Here is a 12,570-nt window from a genome sequence, read left to right as displayed (position 1 = left end):
GCGGACGCACCGGGGCGCCCGGAGCGTTCACCGCTGTTGCCGATCTCCGCCGGGCCCGGGTTCTGGGCGTGCTGGGGCGCGGAGCTGCCTTTCATGGGGCCAGTCCCGCCGTGCGGCTCCGGCTCCGCCGAAGCGCTGCCATCCCTCTTGAAACGTCCCTGCACTAGCGTCGCAACCTCTGGACCAGGCGCCTCTCCGGGTGAACGGCGAGACGGTGTCGGCGTCTGGGGCCGCCTTGAAGGCACACCCCTATTGGTCTTGAAGTGACCGGCGCTGGCTCCCCCTTCCCGCCGCCACTTGGCGCTGCGTTGCGCCCCCTGTGCGCCGGGTCTCCTCCGCGGCGGTCCGTGGAATTCCAGCACAGTGCAGGATCTCCAACAAGGCCAATGGGTGACCCTGTGTTCAACGTGACACCGGGTGAGGGAAGGGTCACCAAGAGTGCAAGTGGAGCGCGTATATAAGGGACAAACGAGAGCGAGGTGCAGGGCAACGCGGCGTGTCCCAGTCGCGATGATCAGGAGCGGAATGCGTGCTTCAGTTGGGCGATGTCCGTTTCGTCGGGGCGAAGCAAGGGTCCCGATTGCCCGAAACGTCCATTGCTGAGTGAGGAAACTCACACGGTGATCATGCCGTCTTCACGAGTTACCCCGGGAATTGCATGTTTAGCCTGACGCTTTACAGGGATGGCGAATCCGACAACCCGCGCTTCTGGGACGGCTCTTGAGGCCGTCCGGCGCCCACAACCGCGAGGTCACGTACACCAGTGAAGACGACGATGTTGTTCCAAGCCATAGCCAACCCGCGACGCACCACTCTGGCGCATCTCGCCGACGCCGACGAACTTCAGACGCCGCAGCAGGAGCACTCCGTCGATCTCCCCGCCCAGACCGCCAACCCCCGGCGGACCATCCTCGACGAGGTCCCCGTCCAGGCTGCCGTCGCCGGATAGCGCGCGCCGGTCACCGACCGCTCGAAGCGGGCGTGTCCGGACACCTACGAAGTTCGCCGGTCGCGTCCCATCATTCGGTGATCAGGCGGACGAGCGCAAATGTGAAGGGCTGTGAAGCCCTGTGAAGGGCGCCCAGAACGTCCCCGAGACGTCCCGGGCGCCCTTCGTCATGAGCGGGGCGTAATCGGCGGGGTGACGGCCCTCCGCCGCGTTAGCCTGGATCGTCAGACTCCAGCCGGCTCAAGTGAGGGGCGCAGGGATCCCGTGCGCATTGCCAGATTCTCCATCGACGGGAACGTCGCGTTCGGCGCGGTCGAGGGCGACAAGCCGGACGAGCTCGTCCTCGACATCATCAAGGGCATCCCGTTCACGGAATTCGAGCTCTCCGGTACGAAGGTCCCGCTGAGCAAGGTCAGGCTGCTGCCGCCCGTGCTGCCCAACAAGGTCGTCGCCTTCGGCCGCAACTACGCCGAGCACGCCAAGGAGCTGGGCAACGAGGTGCCCGACGCCCCGTTCGCCTTCTTCAAACCGTCCACCGCGGTGACGGGCCCCGGCGACGAGATCCAGTACCCGCCGTTCTCCAGCGAGCTGCACCACGAGGCCGAACTGGCCGTGGTCATCGGCCGCATGTGCCGCGAGGTCCCGCGCGAGCGCGTCCAGGACGTGATCTTCGGCTACACCTGCGCCAACGACGTCACCGCCCGCGACGTCCAGAAGCGCGAGAAGCAGTGGGCCAGGGCCAAGGGCTTCGACACCTCCTGCCCGCTCGGCCCGTGGGTGGAGACCGATCTCGACCTCACCGCGATCAGTGACGGCCTCACCATCCAGTGCACGGTCAACGGCGGGCAGCGCCAGCTGGGCCGCACCAGCGAGATGATCCACCCCATCGAGGACCTGATCGTCAACATCACCGAGGCCATGACGCTGCTCCCCGGCGACGTGATCCTCACGGGCACCCCGGCAGGGGTCGGCCCCCTGAGTGTCGGCGACGAGGTCGCCGTCACCATCGAAGGCATCGGCACTCTCACCAACAAGGTAGTCAAGCGTGGCTAGCGCACCCGTCCGCGTACGTTTCTGTCCGTCGCCCACCGGCAACCCCCACGTGGGGCTGGTCCGCACGGCCCTGTTCAACTGGGCATACGCCCGCCACACCGGCGGCACGTTCGTGTTCCGCATCGAGGACACCGACGCGGCCCGCGACTCCGAGGAGTCCTACGAGCAGCTCCTGGACTCGATGCGCTGGCTGGGCTTCGACTGGGACGAGGGCCCCGCCGCGTTCGACAGCGCCTCGGGCGCGAGCGGCGGCCCCCACGCCCCGTACCGCCAGTCGCAGCGGATGGACCTCTACAAGGACATCGCCCAGAAGCTCCTGGACGGCGGCCACGCGTACCGCTGCTACTGCACCACCACCGAGCTGGAGGAGCGCCGCGAGGCCGCCCGCGCCGCCGGGAAGCCCTCCGGCTACGACGGCCACTGCCGCGAGCTGACCGCCGAGCAGGTGGAGGCGTACGAGGCGCAGGGCCGCGAGCCCATCGTCCGCTTCCGCATGCCCGACGAGACGATCACCTTCACGGACCTGGTCCGCGGCGAGCTGACGTTCACCCCGGAGAACGTGCCGGACTACGGCATCGTCCGCGCGAACGGCGCCCCCCTCTACACGCTGGTGAACCCGGTCGACGACGCCCTGATGGAGATCACCCACGTCCTGCGCGGCGAGGACCTGCTCTCCTCCACCCCTCGCCAGATCGCCCTGTACAAGGCGCTGATCGAACTCGGCATCGCCCAGCAGATCCCGTCCTTCGGTCACCTGCCGTACGTCATGGGCGAGGGCAACAAGAAGCTCTCCAAGCGTGACCCGCAGTCGTCGCTGAACCTCTACCGGGAGCGCGGCTTCCTCCCCGAGGGCCTGCTCAACTACCTGTCCCTGCTGGGCTGGTCGCTGTCGGCGGACCGGGACGTCTTCACCATCGACGAGATGGTCGCGGCCTTCGACGTGGCGGACGTGAACCCCAACCCCGCCCGCTTCGACCTGAAGAAGTGCGAGGCGATCAACGCCGACCACATCCGCATGCTCGACGTGAAGGAGTTCGCCGAGCGCTGCGCCCCCTGGCTGAAGGCCCCGTTCGCCCCCTGGGCGCCCGAGAACTTCGACGAGGCCAAGTGGCAGGCGATCGCCCCGCACGCGCAGAGCCGTCTGAAGGTCCTCTCGGAGATCACCGACAACGTCGACTTCCTGTTCCTCCCGGAGCCGGTCCTCGACGAGGCGAGCTGGACGAAGGCCATGAAGGAGGGCTCGGACGCGCTGCTCCGCACGGCCCGCGAGAAGCTTCAGGCGGCCGACTGGACCTCGCCCGACTCCCTCAAGGAGGCCGTCCTGGCGGCCGGCGAGGCCCACGGACTGAAGCTCGGCAAGGCCCAGGCCCCGGTCCGCGTGGCCGTCACCGGCCGCACCGTCGGCCTGCCCCTCTTCGAGTCCCTGGAGATCCTCGGCGAGGAGAAGACCCTGGCGCGCATCGACGCGGCGCTGGCGAGGCTGGCCGCGTAACGACGCACCACCACCGTCAACCGAAGGACACGTCCCACACGACGGGGTTACCGTCGGAGTCATGCTGATCAAAGCCGTGGTGTGGGACGTGGACGACACCCTCTTCGACTACACCACGGCCGACCGCGCCGGAATGCGCGCCCACCTGGGCGCCGAGGGCCTGCTGGACGGCTACGTGTCCGTCGAGCAGGCCCTGCTGCGCTGGCGTGAGCTCACGGACCAGCAGTGGGCGCGGTTCTCCGCGGGCGAGACCGACTGGGAGGCCACGCGGCGCGACCGCGTACGGGCCTTCCTCGACGCGCCGCTCAGCGACGCGGAGGCCGACGCCTGGTTCGAGCGCTACATCGCCCACTACGAGGGGGCCTGGGCGCTCTTCCCCGATGTCCTGCCCGTCCTCGACGCCCTCGCCGACAGCCACCGACACGCCGTGCTGTCGAATTCCACCATCCGGGTGCAGGACCGCAAGCTGCGCGTCCTCGGCGTGCGGGACCGCTTCGAGACGGTGCTGTGCGCCGCCGAGCTCGGCGTCCACAAGCCCGCGGCCGAGGCCTTCCACGCCGCCTGCACCGCACTGGCCCTGCCGCCGCACGAGGTGGCGTACGTCGGCGACCACCCGGAGATCGACGGCCGGGGCGCCGCCGACGCCGGTCTGCTGTCGGTCTGGATCGACCGCGAAGGCCCGCACGCCGGCGGCGACGTCCCCGCCGGCCCCCACCGGATCGCCTCGCTCGCCGAACTGCCCGCGCTCCTCGGCTCCGATACTCGTTTTGGAGCGCCGTCCACCTTCGGGTAATGTTCTTCCTGCGCCGCCGAGGAGCGGGCCGGAAGGCCGGAAACCGGAGGCGCAAACTAGAACAAGATCCCCTCAGGGGCTTGCGTTCCAGTGGCCTATGGTGTAATTGGCAGCACGACTGATTCTGGTTCAGTTAGTCTTGGTTCGAGTCCAGGTAGGCCAGCTCGCAGAGCTCATCTGCAAAGCCCCCGTTGTGTAGCGGCCTAGCACGCTGCCCTCTCAAGGCAGTAGCGCCGGTTCGAATCCGGTCGGGGGTACAGATCCTTCCCACGAAGGCGGTCCGGGTAGCTCCCGCCGTCACCGTGGTGACAAAACCCGGCTGTCGTCGGGTGAGGATCGCCAGGGCCCCCGTTGTGTAGCGGCCTAGCACGCCGCCCTCTCAAGGCGGTAGCGCCGGTTCGAATCCGGTCGGGGGTACTGACTAGCGCTGACTGGTCTAAACCATATTGGTCTATGGTGTAATTGGCAGCACGACTGATTCTGGTTCAGTTAGTCTTGGTTCGAGTCCAGGTAGACCAGCTCGGATCTGCGGAAACGCAGCATCCACGCCCCCGTTGTGTAGCGGCCTAGCACGCCGCCCTCTCAAGGCGGTAGCGCCGGTTCGAATCCGGTCGGGGGTACGCGGTCCGGTGGCCCTTCACTTCGGTGGAGGGCCACCGGTGTTTCTGTGATGTGCACCGTCGCGGTGCCTCAACTCCACGTCCCCCTCCCGGTCGTCATCGCGTTCGCCTGGAGGTCCGGCGCCAACAGCCCTTCGCGCAGGTAGTACTTGATCGTCGGGGCGCTGTCCCCTGAGAGGGCCTGCCGCGGCGTTGAGGCCGGCCCACTTCCGGGTGACGTATGGGGGAGAGGTGGCTGACGTGCGAGATGGAGTCAGCCGGTGCGGCGGAGGGCCTCGGAGAGGCGGGCGGCGGCGTCGATGACCGCCTGCGCGTGCATACGGCCCGGGTGGCGCGTCAGGCGCTCGATGGGGCCGGAGACCGAGACGGCGGCCACCACGCGGTTCGAGGGACCGCGCACGGGTGCCGAGACGGAGGCGACGCCCGGCTCGCGCTCGCCGATCGACTGGGCCCAGCCCCGGCGCCGTACGCCCGACAGGGCCGTCGCCGTGAAGCGGGCGCCCTGCAGGCCGCGGTGCAGACGCTCCGGCTCCTCCCAGGCCATCAGGATCTGGGCCGAGGAGCCCGCCTTCATCGTGAGGGTCGAGCCGACCGGGACCGTGTCCCGCAGTCCGGACAGCCGCTCCGCCGCCGCGACGCAGATGCGCATGTCGCCCTGGCGGCGGTAGAGCTGCGCGCTCTCGCCCGTGATGTCACGGAGGTGGGTGAGCACCGGGCCCGCCGTGGCGAGCAGACGGTCCTCGCCGGCGGCCGCGGCGAGCTCGGCCAGGCGCGGGCCGAGGATGAAACGGCCCTGCATGTCACGTGCCACCATGCGGTGGTGTTCCAGCGCCACGGCCAGCCGGTGGGCCGTGGGTCGTGCCAGTCCGGTCGCCGCGACCAGTCCCGCGAGGGTGGCCGGACCGGACTCCAGAGCGCTCAGGACAAGGGCTGCCTTGTCCAGTACGCCGACGCCGCTACTGTTGTCCATGCAACGATACTCGCGTCTCACTCTGTGAAACGCAAGTTCAATTTTCGGTGGAACACGCCACTCTGGAAGCCACAGCGGCCCATCAACCATGGGCCCGGCGACCACATGCCCGAGAACAGCGGTGAGCGAGCCGAAGGGGCGCGCCGGTGTCGAGGGGCCGAACGCGCTTCAGGCCCGAAGGGTCGAGCACGATCGGACCCCGGACACCGGCTGTAGCGCCCCTGAGGCGAGCGAGCCCAAAAAAAGGGGAAAGCGATGGGTAGGACACTCGCGGAGAAGGTCTGGGACGACCACGTCGTCCGGCGCGCCGAGGGCGAGCCCGACCTCCTCTTCATCGATCTGCACCTGCTGCACGAGGTGACCAGCCCCCAGGCCTTCGACGGTCTCCGCAAGAGCGGCCGCACCGTGCGCCGCCTCGACCTCACCATCGCTACCGAGGACCACAACACCCCGACCCTCGACATCGACAAGCCCATCGCCGACCCGGTTTCCCGGGTCCAGCTGGAGACGCTGCGCAAGAACTGCGCCGACTTCGGCGTCCGGCTGCACCAGCTGGGCGACGTCGAGCAGGGCGTCGTGCACGTCGTCGGCCCTCAGCTGGGCCTGACCCAGCCCGGTACGACGGTCGTGTGCGGTGACTCCCACACCTCCACGCACGGCGCCTTCGGCGCGCTGGCGTTCGGCATCGGCACCTCCCAGGTGGAGCACGTGCTGGCCACCCAGACGCTGCCGCTGGCCCGTCCGAAGACCATGGCGATCACCGTCGAGGGCGAGCTGCCCGAGGGTGTCACCGCCAAGGACCTGATCCTGGCGATCATCGCGAAGATCGGTACGGGCGGCGGCCAGGGCTACATCCTGGAGTACCGCGGCTCCGCCATCGAGAAGCTCTCGATGGAGGCCCGCATGACCATCTGCAACATGTCGATCGAGGCGGGCGCCCGCGCGGGCATGATCGCCCCCGACGAGACCACCTTCGCGTACCTCAAGGACCGTCCGCACGCGCCCGAGGGCGAGGACTGGGACGCGGCCGTCGCCTACTGGAAGACGCTGCGGACGGACGACGACGCCGTCTTCGACGCCGAGGTCGTCATCAACGCCGGCGAGCTGTCGCCGTTCGTCACCTGGGGAACCAACCCCGGCCAGGGTGCCCCGCTTTCGGCGTCCGTCCCCGACCCGGCTTCGTACGAGGACGCTTCGGAGCGCCTGGCCGCCGAAAAGGCCCTGGAGTACATGGGGTTGACCGCCGGACAGCCGCTGCGCGACATCAAGGTGGATACCGTCTTCGTGGGTTCCTGCACCAACGGCCGCATCGAGGACCTGCGCGCCGCCGCCGCGATCCTCCGGAGCCGCAAAGTCGCCGACGGCGTACGGATGCTGGTCGTCCCCGGCTCCGCGCGCGTGGGCCTGCAGGCCGTCGACGAGGGCCTGGATCTTGTCTTCAAGGAGGCCGGCGCCGAGTGGCGGCACGCGGGCTGCTCGATGTGTCTGGGCATGAACCCCGACCAGCTCGCCCCCGGTGAGCGGTCCGCCTCCACCTCCAACCGCAACTTCGAGGGCCGGCAGGGCAAGGGCGGCCGGACGCACCTGGTCTCTCCGCAGGTGGCCGCCGCGACGGCCGTCCTGGGGCACCTGGCCTCGCCCGCCGAACTGTCCGACGCCGACGTCCGTACGCCCGCTGGAGTCTGAGAGCCATGGAAGCATTCACCACGCACACCGGTCGGGCCGTCCCGCTGCGCCGCAGCAACGTCGACACCGACCAGATCATCCCCGCCCACTGGCTCAAGAAGGTGACCCGGGACGGGTTCGAGGACGGGCTGTTCGAGGCCTGGCGCAAGGACCCGGAGTTCGTGCTCAACCGGCCCGAGCGCGAGGGCGCCACGGTCCTGGTCGCCGGCCCCGACTTCGGCACGGGCTCCTCTCGTGAGCACGCCGTGTGGGCGCTGCAGAACTACGGTTTCAAGGCCGTGATCTCGTCCCGCTTCGCCGACATCTTCCGCGGCAACTCGCTCAAGAACGGCCTGCTCACGGTCGTCCTGGAGCAGAAGATCGTGGATGCGCTGTGGGAGCTCACGGAGAAGGACGCGACGGCTGAGGTCACTGTGGACCTTGAGGCTCGTGAGGTGCGGGCCGAGGGCATCACCGCCTCCTTCGAGCTGGACGAGAACTCCCGCTGGCGGCTGCTGAACGGGCTGGACGACATCTCCATCACGCTCCAGAACGAGGCCGACATCGCCGCGTACGAGGCGAAGCGCCCCGCGTACAAGCCGCGGACGCTGGTGGTCTGAGACCGGCGCCGGTGAGGGTGCCCCGAGGGGGGCGCCCCCTGGTCCCCGTGCAGGACGCACCGGCTTCGGCACAAGGCCGATTCCAGCCACCGCAACACCCCTCTGTACCCCCAATCGTGGACGGTTGGGGGTACAGCCGTGTCTGGCCCCGCCAGGGGTTGCGGCGGACTGGGGAGACATGGCAACTCCGCAGGTTGCAAGGGGGTTTGGCGGGGTAACCGAATCTCGTGACCGCGATGCGCCGAGGCGCCCGGAAGGCCGCTGGGAGACGGTAGTTGCCCCCTGCGCAGGCGACAACTCGCCCCAGATGGCACAATCTGTGCATGGAACACGACGGCCAACTCGAGCTCTATACGGCAGTCGCGGACCGGCTCAAGGAAGCGCACGCAAGGGTGCGCGCATCGCAAGTCCCGGAGGGCGTACGGATGGCGCTGAACCGGAAGCTGCTGGTCATTACGGCCGTGGCCAAGCACGACATCGTCGACGCGGCAAGGCGTCTGGAGAGCTTCATGAAGGACCTCGACGAGGGCCGGATCCCTGAAGAGGACCGCTGAGGAACTCCGCGACAGTCCGAGTCCGCTGCGGCACAAGGGTGATTAGCCCGTTTCGTGTTTGATTTGCGGTATATATCTGCCTAACGTGCGAAAAAGCTTGAACTGTTTCGTTCTGGCAATGTCTCCGAAGGGGAAGACGTGAACAAGGCGCAGCTCGTAGAAGCGATTGCGGACAAGCTCGGAGGCCGCCAGCAGGCCGCCGACGCGGTTGACGCGGTACTGGACGCCATCGTCCGTGCGACGGTCGCGGGTGAACGGGTCTCGGTCACCGGTTTCGGTTCGTTCGAGAAGGTTGATCGTCCGGCCCGTTACGCCCGCAACCCGCAGACGGGTGAGCGGGTTCGGGTCAAGAAGACCTCGGTGCCCCGCTTCCGCGCTGGTCAGGGTTTCAAGGACCTGGTGAGCGGTACGAAGAAGCTGCCGCGCGGTGGCGAGGTCGCCGTGAAGAAGGCGCCCAAGGGCAGCCTGACCGGCGGTGTTTCGGCGGTCAAGAAGGCCGCGGCCAAGAAGACCGCCGCGAAGAAGGCGGCGGCGAAGAAGGCGCCCGCCAAGAAGGTCACGGCCGCGGCGAAGAAGGCCGCGGCGAAGAAGGCCCCCGCGAAGAAGACCACGGCCGCGGCGAAGAAGGCCGCGGCGAAGAAGACCACCGCCAAGAAGGCGACGGCGAAGAAGGCCCCGGCGAAGAAGGCGGCGGCGAAGAAGGCGCCCGCCAAGAAGACGACGGCACGCAAGACCACCGCCAAGAAGGCCACCACCCGCAGGTAAGCCGGGACGCAGAAAACCACGCGCCGGGCCGGACTCCCACAGGGAGCCCGGCCCGCGGCGTTTCCGGGGGTCCGCGCCTTCGGGCGCCTTCCCCTGCTCGGGGGGCTTCCTGGAGTGCCGGAGTGCTGTGTTTGCCGGGCTCGGAGGGGTGTTCCGGCGGGGCGGACTCAGAAGGTCTGCAGCGTCACCAGGGTGATCCGGCGGGTCCCGCCCTCTCCCTCGGTTTCGATGCGTACGCGCTGGCCCGGGCGCAGCAGCCGCAGGCCGCCCGCGTCGAATGCCGCGGCGTCGAACGGCACCGGGGTGCCGTCGTCGAGCAGCACCTGGCCGCTGCGGGTTTCGGGGTCGTACGTGTATGCGGTCGCCTGCATGATGCGCAGCCTACTGTCCGGGCATCAGGAGCCGCGCGGCCGCGGCGGCTGTACGGGGACCCACCCCCAGCGCCAGCGCCGCCCGCAGGTCCTCGCCGGTGTCCACGTCCTGGCGTACGGAGTCCACGGCGTCGAGGGCGAGCTCCACGGCTCCCGAGGCGCGATGGCGGGTGCGGGAAGCGGTGCCGAACGCCGGGAGCAATTCCGCACCGGGGGCCGCGGCCAGCAGAGTCGTACCCATTGCGGCGGCGTCCGCGAGGAAAGCGCGCGGGAATTCCGCGGCCGCGTCCAGGACCCGGGCCAATTCCGCGGGACGCAGAGCCGGCAGATCGGCGTTCAGAGCCGCCACCGGCCGCCTGGACCGCAACGTGCGGACGACCGCCTCCCCGTGGGCCAGAGCGGCGTTCAGACCCGCTCCCGGGGCGTCGGGAACGATCCGGGCGCCCAGCGCGCCCAGCTCACGGCCCGCGAGGCCGTCGTCGGTGACGACTGCCACATCCCGGACGGCGGGACAGGACAGCGCCGCGGCCACCGTGTCCTGCGCGAACGCGAGCACCAGCCCCGGGCGCACCGCATCGCCGGCGGTGTCCGAGAGCCTGCTCTTGGCGTGCGCCAGCGGCTTCAGGGGCACGACCAGGGTCCACTGCACGAGCGCTCCGCTCCTCCGTCGCCGGGCCTTCGCCCGTGGATTGCCGCGGCCATTCTCACCCGGCCCCCAAAGCGCCGTGCTCCGGTGCTCCGACCCTCGGGGCGTACGGTGTTCTCGACAGACCGTCGGCTTGGGGTCACACTTGTGCGGCTCCCAGGGCCTCTGGCCCCAGGTTCTAGAGGAAGGTGTCCGCGTGTCCCGCCGCAGAATCGGCTTCTGGTACCGCTTCGCAGCGGTCCTCTGCAAACCGCCGCTGGTGGTTCTGCTCAAGCGGGACTGGCGTGGAATGGAGAACATTCCGGCCGCCGGTGGATTTATCACCGTGGTGAACCACAATTCCCACGTGGACCCCGTCGCATACGGGCACTTTCAGTACAACACCGGGCGCGTTCCGCGATTCCTCGCGAAGAGCGGGCTTTTCAAGAAGGGATTCGTGGGTGCCGCGATGCGCGGCACCGGACAGATCCCCGTCTACCGGGAGAGCAGTGACGCGCTGAGCGCCTTCCGCGCCGCGATCGAGGCCGTGGAGCGCGGGGAATGCGTCGCGTTCTACCCCGAGGGCACCCTCACCCGCGACCCCGGCCTGTGGCCCATGGCCGGCAAGACGGGAGCCGCACGGGTCGCCCTGCAGACCAGATGCCCGGTGATCCCGGTGGCCCAGTGGGGCGCCAACCTGCTGCTGCCGCCGTACGCCAAGAAGCCCAACATCCTTCCGCGCAAGACCCATCACGTGCTGGCGGGCCCGCCGGTGGACCTCTCGCGCTTCTACGACCATGAGATGACACCGGAGCTCCTGAAAGAGGCAACCGAGGTCATCATGGCCGCCATCACCGCGCAACTTGAGATCATCCGCGGTGAGAAGGCGCCCGAGACGCCGTACGACCCGAAGCTGGTGCGCATCGAGCAGCGCCGCCGGGCCACGCACACGGACAGGGCCGAGCAGCAGCACGCCCTGGGCAAGCAGGGACAGGAAGAGGGGCAGAGCACGTGAGCAAGCCGGTCAAGGCGGCCGTCTTCGGCACCGGTTCGTGGGGCACGGCCTTCGGGATGGTGCTCGCCGACGCGGGGTGCGACGTCGTCCTGTGGGGACGGCGCGCGGAACTCGCGGATGCGGTCAACTCCGCCCGGACCAACGCCGACTACCTGCCTGGCGTCGAGCTCCCGGCGAACCTCCGGGCCACCACGGACCCCGCCGAGGCCGCCGCCCACGCCGACTTCACCGTCCTCGCCGTCCCCTCGCAGACCCTGCGCGGCAACCTCGCCGAATGGGTGCCCCTGCTGGCCCCGGACACGGTGCTCGTCTCCCTCATGAAGGGCGTCGAACTCGGTTCCGCCATGCGGATGAGCGAGGTCGTCGAGGACGTCGCCAAGGTCGGCCAGGACCGCGTCGCCGTGGTCACCGGGCCCAACCTCGCCCGCGAGATCGCCGCCCGCATGCCGGCCGCCTCCGTGGTCGCCTGCACCGACGAGACCGTCGCCAAGCGCATCCAGGCCGCCTGCCACACGCCGTACTTCCGCCCGTACACCAACACCGACGTGGTCGGCTGCGAGCTCGGCGGCGCCGTGAAGAACGTCATCGGCCTCGCCGTCGGCATCGCGGACGGCATGGGCCTCGGCGACAACGCCAAGGGCTCGCTCATCACGCGCGGACTCGCCGAGACCACCCGGCTGGGCCTGGTGATGGGCGCCGACCCGCTGACGTTCTCCGGACTGGCCGGGCTCGGCGACCTGGTGGCCACCTGCTCCTCGCCCCTGTCCCGCAACCACACCTTCGGCACCAACCTCGGCAAGGGCATGACCCTCCAGGAGACCATCGCGGTCACCCGGCAGACCGCCGAGGGCGTCAAGTCCTGTGAGTCCGTACTGGACTTGGCGCGCCGCCACGGCGTCGACATGCCCATCACGGAGACCGTCGTCGGCATCGTCCACGAGGGCAAGCCGCCCGTCGTCGCCCTCAAGGAACTGATGTCGCGCAGCGCCAAGCCGGAGCGCCACTGAGGTACGTTGCCGGGCGGCCGCAGTGCTCGGCGCGCGTCCCTTCGGCCCACTCGCGGGCCGGGGGACGCTGA

The 12,570-nt window shown here is 69.3% G+C and carries 13 protein-coding genes and 5 tRNA genes; 15 read left to right on the top strand and 3 right to left on the bottom strand.

The window, feature by feature from the left end:
- Positions 1-763: 763 nt before the first annotated feature.
- The 9 genes from FPZ41_RS47055 to FPZ41_RS13215 all read left to right on the top strand — a co-directional run bounded on the left by FPZ41_RS47055 (position 764) and on the right by FPZ41_RS13215 (position 4,907).
- Positions 764-949 (top strand): hypothetical protein, encoded by a 186-nt coding sequence (locus FPZ41_RS47055; protein ID WP_322620182.1) that lies wholly within the window; start codon positions 764-766, stop codon positions 947-949.
- A 264-nt stretch (positions 950-1,213) separates the two neighbouring features.
- Positions 1,214-2,002, top strand: coding sequence for a fumarylacetoacetate hydrolase family protein (locus tag FPZ41_RS13250; RefSeq protein WP_322620181.1), 789 nt, complete (start codon positions 1,214-1,216; stop codon positions 2,000-2,002).
- Positions 1,995-3,494: a glutamate--tRNA ligase gene (gene gltX / locus FPZ41_RS13245; protein WP_322620180.1), complete on the top strand. Its 1,500-nt coding sequence runs from the start codon at positions 1,995-1,997 to the stop codon at positions 3,492-3,494. Before FPZ41_RS13250 ends, gltX begins: the two co-directional genes overlap by 8 nt.
- Positions 3,495-3,555: 61 nt before the next feature.
- Positions 3,556-4,287, top strand: coding sequence for an HAD family hydrolase (locus FPZ41_RS13240; protein ID WP_152862254.1), 732 nt, complete (start codon positions 3,556-3,558; stop codon positions 4,285-4,287).
- A 91-nt stretch (positions 4,288-4,378) separates the two neighbouring features.
- Positions 4,379-4,450 (top strand) — tRNA-Gln (locus FPZ41_RS13235).
- Positions 4,451-4,471: 21 nt separating this feature from the next.
- Positions 4,472-4,544, top strand: a tRNA-Glu gene (locus tag FPZ41_RS13230).
- Positions 4,545-4,631: 87 nt separating this feature from the next.
- Positions 4,632-4,704: transfer RNA gene (locus tag FPZ41_RS13225), tRNA-Glu, on the top strand.
- 30 nt (positions 4,705-4,734) lie between these two features.
- Positions 4,735-4,806 (top strand) — tRNA-Gln (locus FPZ41_RS13220).
- 28 nt (positions 4,807-4,834) lie between these two features.
- A tRNA-Glu gene (locus FPZ41_RS13215) sits at positions 4,835-4,907 on the top strand.
- A 253-nt stretch (positions 4,908-5,160) separates the two neighbouring features.
- Here FPZ41_RS13215 and ndgR read toward each other — a convergent pair.
- A complete protein-coding gene (gene ndgR, locus FPZ41_RS13205) occupies positions 5,161-5,877 on the bottom strand; it encodes an IclR family transcriptional regulator NdgR (protein WP_007384919.1) in 717 nt (238 codons plus the stop codon).
- A gap of 255 nt (positions 5,878-6,132) precedes the next feature.
- Here ndgR and leuC point away from each other — a divergent pair, with 255 nt between their 5' ends.
- From leuC to FPZ41_RS13185, 4 genes are all read left to right on the top strand, one after another.
- Positions 6,133-7,563, top strand: coding sequence for a 3-isopropylmalate dehydratase large subunit (gene leuC / locus FPZ41_RS13200; protein ID WP_152862252.1), 1,431 nt, complete (start codon positions 6,133-6,135; stop codon positions 7,561-7,563).
- A 5-nt stretch (positions 7,564-7,568) separates the two neighbouring features.
- Complete coding sequence (gene leuD / locus FPZ41_RS13195; RefSeq protein ID WP_152862250.1) at positions 7,569-8,162, top strand: 3-isopropylmalate dehydratase small subunit; 594 nt, start codon at positions 7,569-7,571, stop codon at positions 8,160-8,162.
- A 323-nt stretch (positions 8,163-8,485) separates the two neighbouring features.
- A complete protein-coding gene (locus FPZ41_RS13190; RefSeq protein WP_152862248.1) occupies positions 8,486-8,716 on the top strand; it encodes an SCO5555 family protein in 231 nt (76 codons plus the stop codon).
- 138 nt (positions 8,717-8,854) lie between these two features.
- The gene (locus FPZ41_RS13185; protein WP_322620179.1) at positions 8,855-9,481 is read left to right on the top strand and encodes an HU family DNA-binding protein; all 627 of its coding nucleotides are present in this window, start codon (positions 8,855-8,857) and stop codon (positions 9,479-9,481) included.
- Positions 9,482-9,648: 167 nt separating this feature from the next.
- On the opposite strand, the gene FPZ41_RS13180 is transcribed toward FPZ41_RS13185, so the two are convergent.
- Positions 9,649-9,852, bottom strand: coding sequence for a hypothetical protein (locus FPZ41_RS13180; RefSeq protein WP_131558358.1), 204 nt, complete (start codon positions 9,850-9,852; stop codon positions 9,649-9,651).
- A gap of 10 nt (positions 9,853-9,862) precedes the next feature.
- Positions 9,863-10,501, bottom strand: coding sequence for a 2-phospho-L-lactate guanylyltransferase (gene cofC / locus FPZ41_RS13175; protein ID WP_322620178.1), 639 nt, complete (start codon positions 10,499-10,501; stop codon positions 9,863-9,865).
- A 193-nt stretch (positions 10,502-10,694) separates the two neighbouring features.
- Between cofC and FPZ41_RS13170 the strand changes: the two genes are divergently transcribed.
- Positions 10,695-11,492 (top strand): lysophospholipid acyltransferase family protein, encoded by a 798-nt coding sequence (locus FPZ41_RS13170; RefSeq protein ID WP_322620177.1) that lies wholly within the window; start codon positions 10,695-10,697, stop codon positions 11,490-11,492.
- Positions 11,489-12,499 (top strand): NAD(P)H-dependent glycerol-3-phosphate dehydrogenase, encoded by a 1,011-nt coding sequence (locus FPZ41_RS13165; RefSeq protein WP_322620176.1) that lies wholly within the window; start codon positions 11,489-11,491, stop codon positions 12,497-12,499. The genes FPZ41_RS13170 and FPZ41_RS13165 overlap by 4 nt, the downstream gene beginning before the upstream one ends.
- Positions 12,500-12,570 lie beyond the last annotated feature (71 nt).

The organism is Streptomyces acidicola (assembly GCF_009377235.1).
Taxonomy (GTDB): domain Bacteria; phylum Actinomycetota; class Actinomycetes; order Streptomycetales; family Streptomycetaceae; genus Streptomyces; species Streptomyces acidicola.
Note: the sequence above shows the minus strand (reverse complement) of the source record. Positions and strands in the feature narration are given on the sequence as shown.